The organism is Pantoea sp. SGAir0180, assembly GCF_043546245.1.
This window is the reverse complement of the sequence record NZ_CP028071.1, coordinates 2,355,975-2,374,260: the sequence shown is the minus strand read 5'-3', so window position 1 is coordinate 2,374,260 and position 18,286 is coordinate 2,355,975. Positions and strand designations below refer to the sequence as shown.

Below are 18,286 nucleotides of genomic sequence, written 5' to 3'. Positions count from 1 at the left end.
GGATGAGCCAGATTTTTCAACGCACTAAAGCCCCTGCCAAACTGCTGGGCACGCCGCTGCAGCGCTGGGCAACGCGCGTCAAAATGCAGCACGGGCGCAAGCTGGTCATTGCCTTACCTTACATATGGCTGACGCTGTTCTTTCTGCTGCCTTTCCTGATCGTGCTTAAGATCAGTTTTGCCGACATTGCGCGCGCCATTCCGCCCTATACCGAACTGGTTAACTGGGCTGACGATCAGCTGAGCCTGGTGCTCAATCTGGGCAACTACGTCACGCTCAGCGACGATCCGCTCTACATTGACGCCTATCTGCAGTCATTAAAAGTGGCCGCTATCTCGACGGTGATTTGCCTGCTGATAGGTTATCCGCTGGCGTGGGCGGTCGCGCACAGTAAGCCTTCAATGCGATCCATCCTGCTGCTGCTGGTGATTCTGCCCTCATGGACATCGTTTCTGGTGCGGGTTTATGCGTGGATGGGGCTGCTGAACAATAACGGTATTCTTAATCGTTTCCTGCTGTGGCTGGGGGTGATCGATCATCCGCTGATCATCCTGTATACCAACACGGCGGTGTACATTGGCATCGTCTACTGCTATCTGCCGTTTATGGTGCTGCCGATCTATACCGCGCTGACGCGCATTGATTATTCGCTGGTGGAAGCCTCGCTGGACCTGGGCGCGCGTCCGCTGAAAACCTTCTTTAGCGTGATTGTGCCGCTGACCAAAGGCGGCATCATTGCCGGATCCATGCTGGTGTTTATTCCGGCGGTCGGCGAGTACGTGATCCCTGAGCTGCTGGGCGGCCCGGACAGTATCATGATTGGCCGCATTCTGTGGCAGGAGTTCTTTAACAACCGTGACTGGCCGGTGGCGTCGGCACTGGCGGTGATCATCTTACTGATTTTGATTTTGCCGATTATCTGGTTCCACAAACACCAAAACCGCGAAATGGGAGAGAAGGGATGAACAATCTGCCAACGATCCGCTCTCCCTGGCGCACAGTCATCCTGGCCTGCTGCTTTTTATTTCTCTACGCGCCGATGCTGCTGCTGGTGGTTTACTCCTTCAACAGCTCGCAGCTGGTGACGGTGTGGGAAGGTTTCTCCTTCCACTGGTATCAGGTGTTGTTCCAGGACGATGCCATGATCGATGCGGTGGTGCTGAGCCTGACCATCGCCGCGCTTTCTGCCACCATGGCGGTGGTGCTGGGCACGATGGCGGCGGTAATTATCGTGCGCTTTGGGCGTTTTCGTGGGCATAACGGCTTTGCCTTTATGCTGACCGCACCGCTGGTGATGCCGGATGTGATTACCGGTCTGTCGCTGTTACTGCTCTTTGTGGGGCTCGGTAATGCGCTGGGCTGGCCAACCGAACGCGGCACGCTGACCATCTGGCTGGCGCACGTGACCTTCTGTACAGCCTATGTGGCGGTGGTGATTAACTCGCGCCTGCGTGAGCTGGACCGTTCCATTGAAGAGGCGGCGATGGATCTGGGCGCGACGCCGTTGAAGGTGTTTTTCGTGATTACGGTGCCGATGATTGCACCCGCTATCGTCACCGGCTGGCTGCTGGCCTTTACCTTATCACTGGACGATCTGGTGATTGCCAGCTTTGTCACCGGGCCGGGCGCGACAACGTTGCCGATGGCGATTTTTGCCACGGTGCGTCGTGGGGTCAATCCGGAGATTAACGCCCTGGCGTCACTCATCCTGTTTGTCGTGGGCATTGTCGGTTTTATCGCCTGGCGCGTGATGGCGCATGAAGAAAAACAGCGTTTAAGCGATATTCAGAAAGCTAAACGTGGCTGAAATGCCTGACGTTTGCCAATATAGATAAAGGCTGGTTTATCCAGCCTTTTTATCGCGTGGCGGAGTCGAGGACATGTCGGAAACCCTGAAGCACAGTTCTGTTTTACCGGATGCGCCGGTGCCCGTTACGGTGGCCGGCATCGCCATTATTGCCACGCGCTGCCTCAGCGTGCTGATGCTGGTGAACGCGCTGGGCTATACCGAAATCATCAACTTTCTCCATCGCAGTGCGCAGTCCTGGGATTCCACGTTGATTTTCATTGCCAGTCAGATCATTTTTTTATTTGAGCTGCGCTGTGCCTTTACCCTGATGCGCGGGAGCAATCGCGGGCGCTGGGGATTTGTCGTGGTGCAGATTGTGGTGTTGTGCTACATGCTGATGGCCTCCACGGGCGGGATCTATCCGGAAATTTTCAGTATTGACGGCGAAAGTAATCTGCAGATCATTCACCACACCTTGCAGCAAAAACTGCCCGACCTGGCGGTATTCCTGCTGTTGTTTCTGCCCGCCAGTAGCCGCGCATTTTTTCGCAAGCGGTGATACAATCGCGCTCCGCTCACCCTCCCGACAGGCAATACAGGCTTTACCATGCAATGCGCGCTCTATGACGCTAACCGCTGCCGCTCATGCCAGTGGCTCGAAAAACCCTATTCACAGCAGCTTGATGAAAAACAGTCTCTGCTGGCCCAACTGCTGGCTGATGTTCCGGTTGCAACCTGGCTGCCGCCGGTCGCCTCGGCCCAGGAAGGGTTTCGTAATAAAGCGAAGATGGTGGTCAGTGGAAGTGTAGAGCGGCCTGTTTTTGGCATCGTGCAGCGCAACGGCGAGGCCGTCGATCTGTCGGACTGTCCGCTTTACCCTGACCGTTTTTCACCAGTGCTGGCAACCTTAAAACCGTTTATCGCGCGCGCGGGGTTAACGCCATACAACATTGAACGCCAGCGCGGTGAGCTGAAGTATCTGCTGCTGACGGAAAGCACGCAGGGCGGCATGATGCTGCGCTTTGTTCTGCGCTCGCACACGAAGCTGGCACAACTGCGAGCTGCGCTGCCCTGGCTTCAGCAACAGCTGCCGCAACTGACGGTGATCTCCGCCAATATCCAGCCGGTTCATATGGCCATTCTGGAAGGGGAGGAGGAGATTCCGTTAACGCCGACCCAGTCGCTGGCAGAAACGTTCAATGGGGTGCCCTTGTGGATCCGCCCTCAGAGTTTTTTCCAGACCAATCCTCAGGTCGCCAGTGCGCTGTATGCCACGGCGCGCGACTGGGTCCGTGCGCTCCCGGTAACCAGCATGTGGGATCTGTTCTGCGGGGTGGGCGGATTTGGCCTGCATTGCGCGTCGCCGTCCCTGCAGCTTACCGGGATTGAAATCAGCGCCGAAGCGATTCGCTGTGCAGAACGCTCTGCCGCTATGCTGGGCCTGGATAATGTCAGTTTTGCCGCGCTGGATTCCACCGCGTTTGCATTGGGACGCGAAGCGGTGCCGCAGCTGGTGCTGGTCAATCCACCGCGTCGGGGGATTGGCCGTGAGTTGTGTGAGTATCTCCGTGCGATGGCACCGGATTATGTACTTTATTCAAGCTGTAATGCACAGACCATGGCGCAGGATATCGCCCGGCTCAGTGACTACAGGGTAACGCAGGTCCAGCTGTTTGATATGTTCCCGCACACCGCGCATTATGAGGTGCTGACGCTGTTGACGCATCAACGTCAGGGCGGGCCAGCCAGGTAAGCTGCTGAACTGAGGACAGTGCAGAACCGGTCAGCAGAGTACGCGGCTGGCCCATAAACCTTATTCAGGAAACCATTGCTGGTTGATTTTCTGCCAGGTGCCGTTGGCTTTAAGTGCCGCCAGTGCCTGGTTAAGTTTCTCACGCAGGCCGTCGTTACCTTTGCGTACCGCAATGCCTAAGCCGGTCCCAAAATAATCGGCGTCCGTCACATGCTCACCCACACTGGCCAGATCGCTGTTGGTTTTTAACCACTGATTGACCACCGCGCTGTCGCCAAACACGCCGTCAAGACGGCCGCTTTTCATATCCAGAATGGCATTCTGATAGCTGTCATAAGCCACCACCTTGATGTCCGGATGTTTGTCCTGTAGGTATTTCTGGTGCGTGGTGCCGTTTTCGACGCCTACGCGTTTACCGTTCAGGTCACTTATCGCGCTGAATTTGCCTTTCGGGGCAATCACAATCGCCGAGTTGGCATAATAAGGCTGGGTGAAATCGACCTGTTTGCTGCGCTCGGCCGTGATGTCCATGCCGGCAATGACGGCATCATATCGGCGAAACTTCAGCGAGGGGATCAGGCTGTCAAATGCCGTATTGGTAAACGAGCATTCCGCTTTCATCTGCTGGCAAAGGGCCTTTGCCAGATCAATATCAAAGCCGACAATCTGGTTGTCGCTGTTCAGCGATTCAAAAGGGGGATAGGTAGCAGAGGTGGCGAAACGAATTTTCTCAGCGGCCTGCGCGCTTACCGCCAGGCTTACCAGTACTGCAGCAATCATCCATTTTTTCATTACAGGCTCCCTGGCCATCAGTCACATAACATACAGCGGAGTAAGATGCCAGATAATGAATTTTTATGCAATAAATGTGACTGGAAATTACTCAGGCAGGTTTCCCTGCCTGAAGATTAGTCGCGACGCTCAAAGGCCAGAGCGCGTTTTTCGATCAGGCGCATCAGAAGGGTAAGCAGGCCGTTAACGCACAGGTAAATCAGTCCCGCAGCCGCATAAACCGTGACATCGTAGGTCCGGCCATACAGTAACTGACCGTGTCCCATGACTTCCATCAGCGTAATCGTAAACGCCAGCGAGGAGCCCTTAAAGACCAACACGACTTCATTGGAGTAAGAGGAGAGTGCACGCTTAAATGCATAAGGCAGCAAAATGCGCAGGCTTTGTCTGGGCGTCATGCCCAGCGCCTCGCAGGACTGCCACTGACCGGCAGGTATCGCCCGCACCGCACCGTAAAACAGCTGCGTGGTATAGGCAGCACTGTTCAGCGACAACGCCAGCATGGCACACAACCAGGGTTGTGACAGCAGATGCCACAGCCACGGCAGTTTTTGCAGGCTGGGAAACTGACCGGGCCCGTAGTAGATCAGGAAAATCTGCACCAGCAGCGGGGTGCCGGTAAACAGGGTGATAAATCCTTTAATCAGGGGCGAAAACAGCGGTGTTTTCAGGGTCAGTGCGATGGTAAACATCAGCGACAGACACAGCGCGACCACCAGCGACGCCGCAGTCAGTGTCAGGCTAGTATGAAGCCCTTTCAACAGTTCGGGTAAATATTGCAGCATCAGCTGTTCCCCCGTTCAAAACGGGTCGTACGGTGTTCAATACGACGCAGCACTGCCTGGCTAAACAGCGTAATCACCAGGTAAATGGCCGCCGCAATCAGGAACCAGGTAAAGGGTTCCTGCGTACGCGTAGCGATGCTTTTGGTTTGCAACATCAGGTCGTTAACGCTGATAAGCGACACCAGCGCAGTGTCCTTCAGCAAGACCAGCCACTGGTTACCCAGACCGGGCAGCGCATGACGCCACATCTGCGGCATGATGAGGCGGAAAAAGATCGCCGACCTCCTCATGCCCAGCGCCTGGCCCGATTCCCATTGACCGACCGGCACGGCTTTTAACGCACCGCGCAGCGTTTGTGACGCATAGGCGGCGTAAAGCATAGCCAGTGCAATCACGCCACACAGGAACGGGCTGACATCAAAATTTTCGATCTGCATCTTAACCGGTACGCTGAACAGACCGAAATGTAGCGTAAAACCGTCAGACAGCGTCAGGAGCAGTTGCGAGGCACCAAAGTAGATAAACAGCACCACCAGAATCTCTGGCAGGCCGCGAATCAGGGTGACCAGTGCGGTGCCTGCCCAGGCGAGCGGACGCAGCCGCATTGACTCCCAGCCAGCAAAAATCATCGCCAGCACAAGGCCAGCGATGAGGGCACAAACAGCAAGGCCGACGGTCATGCCGGCGGCGCTTGCAAGCGGAATTATTTCATTCATCAGAGATTACTGCTGAAACCATTTGTTGTAGATGGTTTTGTAAGTACCATTGGCCTTGATTTTATCAAGCGCGGTGTTGAACTTGCCTTGCAGCTCGGTATTGCCCTGACGAACGGCGATGCCCAGGCCGGTGCCAAAGTAGGCTTTATCCGTGACTTTCTCACCCACCGGGGCCAGATTCGCGTTTTGTTTCAGCCACTCGTTTACCACGGCGCTGTCGCCAAAGACCGCATCAATACGGCCATTTTTCAGGTCAAGCACGGCATTCTGATAGCTGTCATAAGGGACAACGGTGATGTCACTGTGTTTGTCGGCCAGGTATTTCTGATGTGTGGTGCCGTTTTGCACGCCTACACGTTTACCTTTCAGCGCATCAACACTGGCCACTTTGCCTTTCTGCGCCACGAAAATTGCAGAGTTATCGTAGTAAGGCTTGCTGAACAGCACCTGCTTTTCGCGCTCAGGCGTAATGTCCATACCGGCCATAACGACATCGAAACGGCGGAATTTCAGGCTTGGGATCAGGCTGTCAAAAGACTGGTTGGTAAAGGTACAGGTTGCATCCATCTCTTTACACAGCGCATTCGCCAGATCGACGTCGAAGCCCTGAATTTTGTTGTTGGCATCGACAAATTCAAACGGAGGATAGGAGGCCTCTGTAGCAATACGAATAGTTTCAGCGGCGGAGGCGCTTAAACTCAATCCGGCAAGCAGTGCAGCAAGTACGACTTTTTTCATTTTTAGCATCCTGACTTAGTGCGAAAGATAATGTGCAAACGCCTCGGTTTGCGGCTGTGTAAAGCGGCTGGCATCACCCTGTTCCACGATATGCCCGTTTTCCATATAAACCACACGGCTGGCCGTTTTACGGGCCACGTCCACTTCGTGCGTCACGATAACCTGTGTAATCTGCGTCTGAGCCAGCTCGCGGATAATACTGACGATCTGGGCGGTGATTTCAGGGTCGAGCGCGGCAGTGGGTTCATCAAATAACAGCACCTGCGGCTCCATCATCAGCGCACGGGCAATGGCTACGCGTTGCTGTTGCCCGCCAGAAAGGTGCAGGGGGAAACGGTCGCTATAGCTGGTCAGGCGCAGACGATCGAGGAGCTTGTCGGCTCTGGCCCGTGCGTCGGCCTTGCTCAGGCCTAGTACACGGCAGGGGGCTTCCATCAGGTTTTGCAGCACCGTCAGGTGCGGCCAGAGATTATATTGCTGGAAGACCATCCCGACATTTTGACGAAGCTCGCGTATCGCGGCCTCTGAAGGGGTTTTGCTGAAGTCGAAATCATTACCTGCAATGTGCAACTGGCCTGAGCGTGGGCGCTCAAGCAGATTCAGCACGCGCAACAGCGAACTTTTTCCTGCGCCGCTTGGGCCAAGCAGCACCAGCGTTTCGCCCTGCGGACATTCCAGGTTAATGTCAAACAGCGCCTGGTGAGCACCGTAGAAACAATTAATCGCGTTTAGTTGAATACTCATGCGCCAATTTTGAATAGCTATTAGTTTTGCGGATTTTAACGTCACCAAAATAGTTATGCAATTAAGGTGGCTTAAAATTTACGAATAAGCGGTAAACACACAAAAGATTAGCACAAGATATCGCGAGACAAGGCGGTGAGAAGACGGGGAACCGGAGGTGGCACGGGATAAAAACGCACGGCCTGGCCGCCGGCGTTTTTATCTGCTGATGTCAAAAAGCGTTTATTTCTTTGTTTTTTCAAGCAGCTGGCTAAGCGATCCTCCGCCAGGATGCGGGACATCTGCCACATAGCGGACATCATCGACGACCCAGCAACTGCCCTGATGAATCATCAGCACTTCGTCCTGCCACTGTTTGTCACCGCGGCTCATTTTCACGCGCAGGGGAATGTTACGGGCATCCCGGTTAGGAATCGTGGAAGCATCGGCAACGTCAACCCCGGTTGGCCCCTGAGCCAGGCTGGAGAAGAGATCGCCGTTGCGCCACGTCGCCGCATCCGGACGTTGGCTGGCTTGCAGCAGCGCCTGATAAAGCCCATCGCTCAGGTAAGGGCGATACTGTGCCAGCGTCGCGGTATCAGGCAGGCCGGATGAAGGATGCTCAATACGCATGTCGTAAAAACGCTGGGCGACGGTGTCCGGGCCACCTTCCACGCAGGGGGCCATGCGCGGGCCATTATCCTTAATTACCGGCTCGACCGTCGTACAGGCACTCAGCAGCAGCGCAGCCGGGAGCAAAAGCGCAAAACCTTTGTTTCTCATCTCGATTTCCTTATTGTTCTCTGGCAAGGTGCTTTTTTAACATAGAGTATAGCCCTGCTTTTAGGTGAAAGAGCCTTTGACCCGTTTCGGTAACAGGAGAGTACGATGAAATTGTCAACAACCCCGACGCTGGAAGGACACAGCATCACGGAATACTGCGGCGTAGTCACCGGTGAAGCGATTCTGGGGGCCAATATATTCCGCGATTTTTTCGCCGGGATTCGCGATATTGTGGGCGGCCGCTCGGGCGCTTATGAGAAAGAACTGCGTAAAGCGCGCGAGATCGCGTTTAAAGAGCTGGAAGAGCAGGCCAGAGCGCTAGGGGCGAACGCGGTGGTGGGCATTGATATTGACTATGAAACCGTAGGGAAAGACAGCAGCATGCTGATGGTTAGCGTCAGCGGCACGGCGGTTGTTATTCGTTGAAACGCCTCCTGTGCTGTCTGATGGCGCTGCTGCTGGCGGGCTGCCACTCAGGCATTGAATCACGATCGGGCTACTGGGTTGATTTGCGCCATCCCGCACAGGGGGCGCGTCCGCGCGTGAAGGTGGTAGTGATTCACTATACCGCTGAGGATTTCTCCTCCTCGCTGGCTACGCTGACTGACCGTGACGTCAGCGTGCATTATCTTATTCCTCGCCAGCCACCGCAGCGCAACGGTAAAGGCATTATCTGGCAACTGGTACCGGAGCAGGATTTGGCCTGGCATGCCGGCGCCAGCTTCTGGCGCGGCGCAACCCGTATTAACGACACCTCGGTGGGCATCGAACTGGTGAACAACGGCTATCGCCGGACGCCGGCCGGAGTGACGTGGCAACCGTTTCCTCCTGCGCAGATTCGCACCCTGGCGGCGCTGGTACGGGATATAACGCAGCGCTATGGCATCGCACCGGAAAATATTGTGGGCCACAGCGATATCGCGCCGCAGCGTAAGCAGGATCCCGGCCCGCTGTTTCCCTGGCAGCAACTGGCCGCTGAGGGCATTGGCGCGTGGCCCGATCCACAACGCGTGGCGTTTTATCTGGCCGGACGCGATCGTTACGCCGCTGTGCCAGCCGTAACCCTGCTGGAGTGCTTGCAGCGTTATGGTTATCAGGTAACGGAAGGAATGAGCGCGGACGCGCAACAGAAACTGATTGCCGCCTTTCAGATGCATTTTCGTTCTGCAAATATTCAGGGCTTCGCGGATGCCGAAACCCTGGCGATAGCGCAGGCCCTGCTGGAGAAATACGGCACAGCGCAATAATCCCTCGATCACGGCGCTGTGGCGAGGTCAGCGGCCTGCGTAAGGCGAGGCGGGCAGGTTCACCGCATCCGTTGCCGCATCAGGACGGTGCTGTGCCAAGAAGGCCCGCCAATGACCGAGCACCGTTTCAAGCGCGGGACGCTCAGCATCCAGATGGGTCACAATCCGTGTTACCGGGCCCACACTCATCAGGACGTTGTGCGCATGCATCCACTGGCCCAGCGCCGTAACCTGATCGACCGGGATGCGCACGAACAGCATATTCGTCTGCTGCTCAGCGACGTCAATCCCCATCTTTTGCAGTTCCTGTCCCAGCCAGGCGGCGTTGTCGTGGTCCGTTTGCAAACGCGTAACGTTGTGTTGCAGCGCATACAGGCCCGCCGCCGCCAGAATACCGGCCTGGCGCATGCCTCCGCCGGCCATTTTGCGCCAGCGGCGTGCACGTTCGATATAGGCTGCCTCGCCGCAGAGTAGCGAGCCTACCGGCGCGCCCAGGCCCTTCGACAGACAAATGGTCAAGGTATCGCAATAGCGGGCAATGTTTTCCAGCGTGGTTTGCTGTGCGACGACCGCATTGAAAATGCGAGCGCCGTCGATATGCAGCGCCAGTTTATGTGCTCGGGTAAAATGCCAGGCCTGCTCCAGGTAGGCAGCGGGTAACACTTTACCATGATGGGTATTTTCCAGGCTCAGCAGCCGGGTGCGGGCAAAATGGATGTCGTCGGGTTTAATAACGTCTGCCACGACATCCAGCGGCAAACTGCCGTCTGCTGCTGCGAGAATGGGTTGGGGCTGGATACTGCCCATCACCGCCGCGCCGCCGGCTTCATATTTATAATTGTGCGCCTGCTGGCCCACAATATACTCTTCGCCGCGTTCGCAGTGGCTGAGCAGGGCCACCAGGTTCGCCTGCGTGCCGGTAGGGAAAAACAGCGCTGCCGCTTTACCACTCAGACGTGCGGCTTCGGCTTCCAGTGCATTGACGGTGGGATCATCGCGATAGACGTCATCACCGGTTTCAGCGGCCATCATCGCCTGTAACATCGCGCTGCCGGGACGGGTGACGGTATCACTGCGTAAATCGATCATCGGGCGCTCCTGGTCTGCGGAAAACAGGCGGGCAGAGAACCCGCCCGCAAGAGCACTCTGTTTTACCGTAGCCAGTTGGTTTTTGCCAGCTCCAGCACTTCGTCACCCCGTCCATTGATGATGGCACGAAGCATATAGAGGCTGAATCCTTTGGCCTGTTCCAGCTTGATCTCCGGCGGCATAGCCAGCTCTTCCTTCGCGGTGATCACATCCACCAGCACCGGGCCGTCATGGGCAAAGGCCTGTTCCAGTGCGCCATTGAGTTCTGACGCTTTTTCAACCCGAATACCTTTCACGCCGCAGGCCTCGGCAATGGCCGCAAAGTCAGGATTATGCAGATCCGTCCCGTCAGTCAGGTAGCCGCCCGCTTTCATTTCCATGGCGACAAACCCCAGCGAACTGTTGTTAAAAATGACCAGTTTGACAGGCAATTTCAGCTGTGCGACGGTCAGAAAATCACCCATCAGCATGCTGAATCCACCATCGCCACAGAGCGCCACGACCTGACGGTCCCGGTTAAGCGACTGTGCACCCATCGCCTGTGGCATGGCGTTCGCCATCGAACCGTGATTAAACGATCCGAGCAGGCGACGCTTGCCGTTCATCTTCAGATAACGCGCCGCCCACACGGTCGGCGTGCCCACATCGCAGGTAAAAATAGCATCTTCGTCAGCCAGTTCACTGATTTGCTGAGCCAGATACTGCGGGTGAATGGGCTGCCTGTCGTTCGCGGTGGCCAGCGCATCCAAATCCTTACGCGCTTCCGCGTAGTGTTTCAGCGCACTGTCGAGATGATGCTGATCGGTTTTCACCTGCAGCTTCGGCAGTAACGCGCGCAGCGTCGTTTTGACATCACCGACGTACGCCTGGTCGACATGACAGTGCGATCCCAGACTGCCGGGATTAATATCGATTTGAATGATGTTGGCTTTCTCAGGGTAGAAGGCGCGATAGGGGAACTGAGTACCCAACAGCACCAGCGTATCCGCATTCATCATGGCATGATAACCCGAGGAGAAACCGATTAGCCCGGTCATGCCCACATCGTACGGGTTGTCATATTCGATATGCTCTTTGCCGCGCAACGCATGCACAACAGGGGCTTTCAGCGTTGCCGCCAGTTGCACCACTTCCTCATGCGCACCGGCACAGCCGCTGCCGCACATCAGCGTAATATTGCGGGCGTCATTCAGTGTTTGTGTCAGGGTCGCCAGTTCATCGGCAGACGGCAACACGACGGGTAGCTGCGGTGGATACCACTCTGCACGCGCAGCATCGGGAGCAGGTTGCAGCGCCACATCGCCCGGCAGCACCACCACGGAAACCCCACGGTTCAGAATCGCTTTGCGCATGGCAATGCCCAATACCTGGGGCAACTGCTCGGGATTGGAGACCAGTTCGCAATAGTGACTGCACTCGCGAAACAACTCTTGTGGATGCGTTTCCTGGAAGTAACCGCTGCCGATCTCACTGGAGGGGATGTGGGCGGCAATGGCCAGTACCGGAACGCGATTGCGGTGGCAGTCGAACAGCCCGTTAATCAGATGCAGGTTACCTGGCCCACAGGAACCCGCGCAGACCGCAAGCGTGCCACTGGCATGTGCTTCCGCACCCGCAGCAAAAGCTGCCACTTCTTCATGGCGGGTAGGCATCCACTCAATGGTGCCCATTTTGTTCAGACTGTCAGTGAGTCCGTTTAACGAGTCACCTGTGACGCCCCAAATACGTTTTACACCGGCGTTTTCCAGCGTTTTGGCCACCAGCGCCGCGACGGTTTGTTTCATCTTCATCTCCTTGGTCATTCGTTGCCATCCCGGGGAGGGCAGAATTAAACAGCTACCAAGAAGCGTAGACGAGAGTCATTCAACTCTACCGTAAAAAATTGCATCAAAAGTTGAATTTCGCGCTCAGGCTGAGAACAGCGCAATAAGCACGGGCGCGGCCAGGCTCATAATAAATCCATGCACGATCGCCGCCGGCACAATATCGGTACCGCCTGCACGTTGTAAAACGGGCAGGGTAAAATCCATCGACGTCGCGCCGCACAAGCCCAGCGCGCTGCTGCGGTGGCGGGCGATCAGCGCGGGAATCAGCATAATGGCGATAAGCTCTCGCAGCAGGTCATTAAAAAACGCGGCACTGCCGATCACTGGCCCAAAGGCTTCTGTCATCAGAATGCCGGAAAGGGAATACCAGCCAAAGCCACTGGCGAGTGCCAGGCCGGTTTTAAGGGGGAGCCCCAGTATCAGCGCCGCTATAATGCCGCCCAGTAAGCCACTCAGCAGGACGACACAGGCAATCGTCATCCCCCGGCGATTCAGGATAATCTGACGCAGCGTCATGCCGCTGCCGCGCAGTTGAATACCGACCAGCAAGAGCAGGAAGATCAAGGCATATTCACTGGCTGCGGATGCATGGTGCAGCCAGGGCCATTGCGTAAGGCCCAGCGCAAAGCCGAGGACTACGACGCCGCACAACGTCAGCGATTCCAGCGCCATATGTAAACGTGACGGCAGTTTTTGCTGTTTATGATGATGTTGCCAGGGCATCCGCTGTTCCAGCCAGCGCAATGCCAGCAGGTTGCACAGTAAAATACAGCCCGCAGCGACGGATGCCGTATAAAAAACGGTGATCAGATTGCTGCTAAGGTTGTCCAGAAAAGCCAGGCTGATGCCCATAAAAAACAGAATGACATAGACCATCCAGCCCAGCAGACGATTTACCGCCTTAAGAAACCTGGCCTGCCGGACGGGTAACAGCCAGCCAGCGAAAAGCGGGAGGAGAATCAGTAACAGTCCTGAATACATAATGAAAAGATCGTCCATGTTAAAATTGACGCTACGCTAACGAAAAAGCACAGGGGAGTAAACCCTGACGGTAAAGTCACCTGACCGCCAGAGCAACGCGTTCCCTTCTTCGGTCAGCTCAGAGGATAAAGCGCTATGAATCTGGAACATATCGATATCCGGGGATTTCGCGGCATTAATCAGCTTTCTCTTCCGTTAACGCGCATTAACCTGTTGATCGGCGAAAATGCCTGGGGGAAATCCAGTCTGCTGGATGCACTGAGTCTGCTGCTGTCACCGCACACGCGCGAGTATGTTTTTACGTCTGACGATTTTCATTTTACGCCAGGTGACAGGGACGACCAGGTGCATCGCCTGTCTGTGGTTTTTCATTTTCGTGAGGATGAGGCAGAAACCAGCGGACCACTTGCGCCTTTCTGGCGAGGCGCGATACCCGGACAACGCTATCTGCGTTACAGCATCCAGGCCAGACGACACGCTGGCCAGATTCGATCCTCGCGACGCTTTATCGACAGCGAGGGCCAGGTGTTGCCTGAAGCGGGAACGGCTGAGGCGATCGATGTTCTTCTGCGTATGAATCCGGTATTACGCCTGCGCGATGCGCGTTTTAGCCGCCGCCTGCGTCCCATTGCCAGCCGGGTGGATGAACGTCTGACGACATTAAATCAACTGACGCAGGAGCTGGATAACCTGACGCGCGATCTGGACCGTCATCCCCAACAGTTGAGCGATGCGGTCCTGCGTCAGGGCGTGCAAACGCTACAGCAACTGATGGAGCACTATTTTCTGGTGCAGCATCCGGATCACGGGAGCCAGGCGTTCCGCGTCGATCCACAGTCACGGGATGGCGTTGAGGGCTGGCGTTCGCTAGATCAGCTTAATCATCTGATTGCTGCGACCGATGTGCGCAGCCGTCAGCTGATTTTGCTGCGGATGTTTAGCTTACTGATGCAGGCAAGGGGCAATGAGCCGTTGCTCCCGGGTGCGCGACCGCTGTTGTTAATTGAAGATCCGGAAACACGACTGCATCCCATCATGCTTTCGGTGGCCTGGAACTTGCTTGCGCTGCTGCCGTTGCAGAAGATTGCCACGACCAACTCGGGCGAGTTATTGTCGCAGGTGGCGGTAGAGGATGTGTGTCGACTGGTACGCGAACCCACGCGCGTGGCGGCGTGGCGCATCGGCCCTGAAGGATTGAGTGCAGAAGACAGCCGTCGCATCGGCTTTCATATTCGTGTTAACCGCCCCTCAGCGTTGTTTGCCCGTTGCTGGTTGCTGGTGGAAGGTGAAACCGAAGTCTGGATTATCAATCAGATGGCACGACAATGCGGTTATCACTTCGCGGCAGAAGGGATAAAAGTCATTGAATATGCGCAGTCAGGTCTGAAGCCGTTGCTGAAATTTGCCCGACGCATGGGCATCGCCTGGCATGTCCTGACGGATGGCGACATGGCAGGAAAAAAATATGCCGCCACGGCGCGCAGCCAGCTTCAGCCGCATGATAATGAAAAGCATCATCTGACCCAGCTTCCGGCGGCCGATATGGAACAGTTCCTCTACAACAACGGCTTTAGCGAGGTTTACCATGCGGCAGCGCATCTGCCGTTAAACGTGCCTGTTAATTCCAGGCGTATTATTACCAAAGCGATTCATCGCGCATCAAAACCGGAACTGGCCATCACGGTCGCTATGGCGGCCGCAGAACGCGGAACCGCGTCTGTTCCGACCTGTCTGCAAGAGATGTTTGTTCGCGTCATCCAACTGGCGCAGGGGAAGGCGGGTTAAGGCATAAAGTAAAAATGCCAGCGCATCAGGCTGGCATTTTTGACGGAGCGGTCCAACGTTGGGGATGTCAGGCCACGGCCTGCTGCGCTTCTACGGGTACAATAAGACTGGCATGGTTGCCCTTCGGGCCTTGATGAACGTCAAAATGGACCTGCTGGCCCGCTTTTAACGTCCTGTAACCATCCATCTGTATTGTTGAGTAGTGTGCGAAGATATCTTCGCCGCCCCCGATTGGACAGATAAAGCCGAAACCTTTGGCGTTATTGAACCATTTAACGGTACCTGTCTCCATGCTTTTACTTCCCTCGCAAGACATTTTATAAGTAGGTGAGGTGACGTAAGCTGTGAGTCGGGTTTGATTAAAACTCAATCAGCTTGTGAAGCTAGAATGTAGAAAAATCGCCGCGATCGTCAAGCAAACCACCGGGCCAGGTGGGGAGAAAATCATCAAAATTTGAGGTAGTTAACGCTATTTGAAATTTTGTGATACAGGTCGCGTAACGAATTTTTGGCTGACCGATTCATTAGCGGCAGTGCACTTGACACACGTGTTAAACTCTACAGATGACACCGGGTTTGATGATGACGTACTGACTCACAACGGAACACTATGGCAAACACTAAAGACTGGCTAAATTTCGAACACTTAGCCGAAGGTAAAGTACGCGAAGAGTTAAAGCCACCTTCGATGTATAAAGTCATTCTGAATAATGACGATTATACACCTATGGAATTTGTTATTGACGTTCTGCAAAAGTTCTTTTCTTATGATATTGAACGTGCAACGCAACTGATGCTGAAAGTTCACTACCACGGTAAAGCCATCTGTGGTGTATTTACCGCAGAAGTCGCTGAGACGAAAGCGGCACAGGTGAACAATTACGCGCGGGACAATCATCATCCGTTGCTGTGTACGCTTGAAAAAGCCTGAGCCTCTCTCCATACAGGAAGCAGGTCAGAGCGATTAACTGGAGGAGGTGCCTAATGCTCAATCAAGAACTGGAACTCAGTTTAAACATGGCTTTCGCCAGAGCGCGTGAGCACCGTCATGAGTTTATGACTGTCGAGCATTTGTTACTGGCATTGCTCAGTAACCCGTCGGCAAGAGAGGCACTGGAAGCCTGTACGGTGGACATTGTGGCTCTGCGGCAGGAGCTTGAAGCCTTCATTGAACAAACCACGCCTGTGCTGCCCGCCAGTGAAGAGGAGCGCGATACGCAACCGACGCTCAGCTTCCAGCGCGTGTTGCAACGCGCCGTGTTCCACGTTCAGTCATCCGGACGCAGCGAAGTCAATGGCGCGAATGTTTTGGTCGCCATCTTCAGCGAACAAGAATCCCAGGCAGCGTATCTGCTGCGCAAACACGAAGTCAGCCGCCTCGATGTGGTGAACTTCATCTCTCACGGTACGCGCAAAGACGAACCGGGCCAGGCACCTGGTGCTGAAAATCCGGTTAACGAAGAGCAAGCAGGCGGGGAGGAACGTATGGAAAACTTCACCACCAATCTTAATCAGCTTGCTCGCGTTGGCGGCATTGATCCGCTGATTGGCCGCGACAAAGAGCTGGAACGTACGATTCAGGTTCTGTGTCGTCGCCGTAAAAATAACCCCCTGCTGGTGGGTGAGTCGGGCGTCGGTAAAACCGCGATTGCGGAAGGATTAGCCTGGCGAATCGTTCAGGGCGACGTGCCAGAGGTGATGAAGGACTGCACCATTTACTCGCTGGACATTGGTTCGCTGCTGGCGGGCACCAAGTACCGTGGTGACTTTGAAAAACGTTTTAAAGCGTTGCTGAAACAGCTTGAGCAAGATAACTCCAGCATCCTGTTTATTGATGAAATTCACACCATTATCGGTGCGGGCGCCGCATCGGGTGGACAGGTGGATGCCGCTAACCTGATTAAGCCGCTGCTCTCCAGTGGCAAAATCCGCGTAATGGGATCAACCACTTATCAGGAATTCAGCAATATTTTTGAGAAAGATCGTGCCCTGGCGCGTCGTTTCCAGAAAATTGACATTACCGAGCCCTCTGTTGAAGAGACGGTGCAGATTCTTAATGGTCTGAAAACCAAATACGAAGCGCACCATGATGTACGTTACACCGCGAAAGCCGTGCGCGCGGCGGTGGAGCTGGCGGTGAAATACATCAACGATCGTCATTTGCCGGATAAGGCTATCGATGTCATTGATGAAGCCGGTGCCCGTGCGCGCCTGATGCCTGCCAGCAAACGTAAGAAAACGGTGAATGTGGCGGACATTGAAACGGTGGTGGCGCGTATTGCCCGTATTCCGGAGCAAAGTGTGTCAGCAACCGATCGCGATACGCTGAAAAATCTGGGCGACCGTCTGAAAATGCTGGTCTTCGGTCAGGATAATGCCATTGAGGCATTGACTGAAGCCATCAAGATGAGCCGCGCAGGTCTGGGTCAGGATCGCAAGCCGGTAGGGTCGTTCCTGTTTGCCGGTCCTACCGGTGTGGGTAAAACCGAAGTGACCGTCCAGTTAGCTAAAGCGCTGGGCATCGAACTGCTGCGCTTCGACATGTCCGAATATATGGAACGTCACACCGTCAGCCGTCTGATTGGTGCGCCTCCCGGCTATGTCGGTTTCGATCAGGGCGGCTTGCTGACCGATGCGGTGATCAAACATCCTCACGCCGTTGTGCTGCTGGATGAAATTGAGAAAGCGCATCCGGACGTGTTCAACCTGTTGTTGCAGGTCATGGACAACGGCATGCTGACTGATAACAACGGTCGCAAAGCGGACTTCCGTAACGTGGTGCTGGTGATGACCACCAACGCCGGCGTGCGTGAAACTGAGCGTAAATCTATTGGCCTGATTCATCAGGACAACAGTACGGATGCAATGGAAGAGATTAAGAAAATCTTTACGCCTGAATTCCGTAACCGTCTGGACAACATTATCTGGTTCAGCCACCTGTCAACGGACGTCATTCACCAGGTGGTCGACAAGTTTATTGTTGAACTGCAGGCGCAGCTGGATGCGAAAGGCGTTTCGCTGGAAGTCAGTGACGAAGCGCGTGACTGGCTGGCAGAGAAGGGCTATGACAAAGCGATGGGTGCCCGTCCAATGGCGCGTACCGTGCAGGAGAGCCTGAAGAAACCGCTGGCGAACGAACTGCTGTTTGGTTCTCTGGTCGACGGGGGATCGGTTTCCGTTGCGCTGGATAAAGAGAAGGGGCAACTGACCTATCACTTCCTCAGCGCGCAAAAACGCAAAACGGAAGGGACGGTGCACTAAGCACCGTTTCACAGAACG

18 protein-coding genes and 1 pseudogene are annotated in these 18,286 nt (G+C 55.2%); 9 read left to right on the top strand and 10 right to left on the bottom strand.

The window, feature by feature from the left end:
• The first annotated feature begins 2 nt into the window (after positions 1 to 2).
• The 4 genes from potH (at position 3) to rlmC (ending at position 3,542) form a co-directional block, all read left to right on the top strand.
• The gene (gene potH, locus C1N58_RS11075; RefSeq protein ID WP_039341374.1) at positions 3 to 965 is read left to right on the top strand and encodes a putrescine ABC transporter permease PotH; all 963 of its coding nucleotides are present in this window, start codon (positions 3 to 5) and stop codon (positions 963 to 965) included.
• Entirely contained in the window at positions 962 to 1,807 is an 846-nt protein-coding gene (gene potI, locus C1N58_RS11070; protein WP_054687951.1) for a putrescine ABC transporter permease PotI, read from the top strand. The genes potH and potI overlap by 4 nt, the downstream gene beginning before the upstream one ends.
• Positions 1,808 to 1,880: 73 nt before the next feature.
• Entirely contained in the window at positions 1,881 to 2,348 is a 468-nt protein-coding gene (locus tag C1N58_RS11065; protein WP_033737659.1) for a YbjO family protein, read from the top strand.
• A gap of 48 nt (positions 2,349 to 2,396) precedes the next feature.
• Entirely contained in the window at positions 2,397 to 3,542 is a 1,146-nt protein-coding gene (gene rlmC / locus C1N58_RS11060; RefSeq protein ID WP_033737658.1) for a 23S rRNA (uracil(747)-C(5))-methyltransferase RlmC, read from the top strand.
• Between the two features lie 60 nt (positions 3,543 to 3,602).
• Here rlmC and C1N58_RS11055 read toward each other — a convergent pair whose 3' ends face one another.
• The 6 genes from C1N58_RS11055 to C1N58_RS11030 form a co-directional block, all read right to left on the bottom strand.
• Complete coding sequence (locus C1N58_RS11055) at positions 3,603 to 4,334, bottom strand: arginine ABC transporter substrate-binding protein (RefSeq protein ID WP_033737657.1); 732 nt, start codon at positions 4,332 to 4,334, stop codon at positions 3,603 to 3,605.
• Between the two features lie 116 nt (positions 4,335 to 4,450).
• Entirely contained in the window at positions 4,451 to 5,119 is a 669-nt protein-coding gene (gene artM / locus C1N58_RS11050) for an arginine ABC transporter permease ArtM (protein ID WP_394564175.1), read from the bottom strand.
• Positions 5,119 to 5,835 carry an arginine ABC transporter permease ArtQ gene (gene artQ, locus C1N58_RS11045; RefSeq protein WP_033737656.1) on the bottom strand — a complete coding sequence of 239 codons (717 nt, stop codon included), beginning with the start codon at positions 5,833 to 5,835 and terminating at the stop codon, positions 5,119 to 5,121. Before artQ ends, artM begins: the two co-directional genes overlap by 1 nt.
• 6 nt (positions 5,836 to 5,841) lie before the next feature.
• The gene (gene artJ, locus C1N58_RS11040) at positions 5,842 to 6,573 is read right to left on the bottom strand and encodes an arginine ABC transporter substrate-binding protein (protein WP_394564174.1); all 732 of its coding nucleotides are present in this window, start codon (positions 6,571 to 6,573) and stop codon (positions 5,842 to 5,844) included.
• A 15-nt stretch (positions 6,574 to 6,588) separates the two neighbouring features.
• Entirely contained in the window at positions 6,589 to 7,317 is a 729-nt protein-coding gene (artP, locus tag C1N58_RS11035) for an arginine ABC transporter ATP-binding protein ArtP (RefSeq protein WP_110267732.1), read from the bottom strand.
• Positions 7,318 to 7,539: 222 nt separating this feature from the next.
• Positions 7,540 to 8,079: a lipoprotein gene (locus tag C1N58_RS11030; RefSeq protein ID WP_058701036.1), complete on the bottom strand. Its 540-nt coding sequence runs from the start codon at positions 8,077 to 8,079 to the stop codon at positions 7,540 to 7,542.
• 105 nt (positions 8,080 to 8,184) lie between these two features.
• On the opposite strand from C1N58_RS11030, the gene C1N58_RS11025 reads away from it, so the two are divergent.
• Both C1N58_RS11025 and C1N58_RS11020 read left to right on the top strand, forming a co-directional pair.
• Positions 8,185 to 8,505, top strand: a complete 321-nt coding sequence (locus C1N58_RS11025) for a heavy metal-binding domain-containing protein (protein ID WP_039341355.1) — start codon at positions 8,185 to 8,187, stop codon at positions 8,503 to 8,505.
• A 20-nt stretch (positions 8,506 to 8,525) separates the two neighbouring features.
• On the top strand, positions 8,526 to 9,326 hold the full coding sequence (locus C1N58_RS11020; protein WP_193751009.1) for an N-acetylmuramoyl-L-alanine amidase: 801 nt from the start codon (positions 8,526 to 8,528) through the stop codon (positions 9,324 to 9,326).
• Between the two features lie 90 nt (positions 9,327 to 9,416).
• Here the strand turns inward: C1N58_RS11020 and ltaE are convergent.
• From ltaE to C1N58_RS11005, 3 genes and pseudogenes are all read right to left on the bottom strand, one after another.
• Positions 9,417 to 10,415 (bottom strand): annotated as a pseudogene (gene ltaE / locus C1N58_RS11015) (low-specificity L-threonine aldolase); the annotation flags it as partial.
• Positions 10,416 to 10,477: 62 nt separating this feature from the next.
• A complete protein-coding gene (gene poxB, locus C1N58_RS11010) occupies positions 10,478 to 12,199 on the bottom strand; it encodes a ubiquinone-dependent pyruvate dehydrogenase (protein ID WP_033737651.1) in 1,722 nt (573 codons plus the stop codon).
• A gap of 123 nt (positions 12,200 to 12,322) precedes the next feature.
• Positions 12,323 to 13,222, bottom strand: a complete 900-nt coding sequence (locus tag C1N58_RS11005) for a lysine exporter LysO family protein (protein ID WP_033737650.1) — start codon at positions 13,220 to 13,222, stop codon at positions 12,323 to 12,325.
• A 135-nt stretch (positions 13,223 to 13,357) separates the two neighbouring features.
• Here C1N58_RS11005 and C1N58_RS11000 point away from each other — a divergent pair, with 135 nt between their 5' ends.
• On the top strand, positions 13,358 to 15,007 hold the full coding sequence (locus C1N58_RS11000) for an ATP-dependent nuclease (RefSeq protein WP_058707609.1): 1,650 nt from the start codon (positions 13,358 to 13,360) through the stop codon (positions 15,005 to 15,007).
• Positions 15,008 to 15,074: 67 nt separating this feature from the next.
• Here the strand turns inward: C1N58_RS11000 and cspD are convergent, their stop codons facing one another.
• Positions 15,075 to 15,299: a cold shock-like protein CspD gene (cspD, locus tag C1N58_RS10995; RefSeq protein ID WP_006118603.1), complete on the bottom strand. Its 225-nt coding sequence runs from the start codon at positions 15,297 to 15,299 to the stop codon at positions 15,075 to 15,077.
• 318 nt (positions 15,300 to 15,617) lie between these two features.
• Between cspD and clpS the strand changes: the two genes are divergently transcribed.
• Together clpS and clpA are read left to right on the top strand one after the other, a co-directional pair.
• Complete coding sequence (gene clpS / locus C1N58_RS10990) at positions 15,618 to 15,938, top strand: ATP-dependent Clp protease adapter ClpS (RefSeq protein WP_006118604.1); 321 nt, start codon at positions 15,618 to 15,620, stop codon at positions 15,936 to 15,938.
• 53 nt (positions 15,939 to 15,991) lie between these two features.
• The gene (gene clpA, locus C1N58_RS10985; RefSeq protein ID WP_006118605.1) at positions 15,992 to 18,268 is read left to right on the top strand and encodes an ATP-dependent Clp protease ATP-binding subunit ClpA; all 2,277 of its coding nucleotides are present in this window, start codon (positions 15,992 to 15,994) and stop codon (positions 18,266 to 18,268) included.
• Positions 18,269 to 18,286 lie beyond the last annotated feature (18 nt).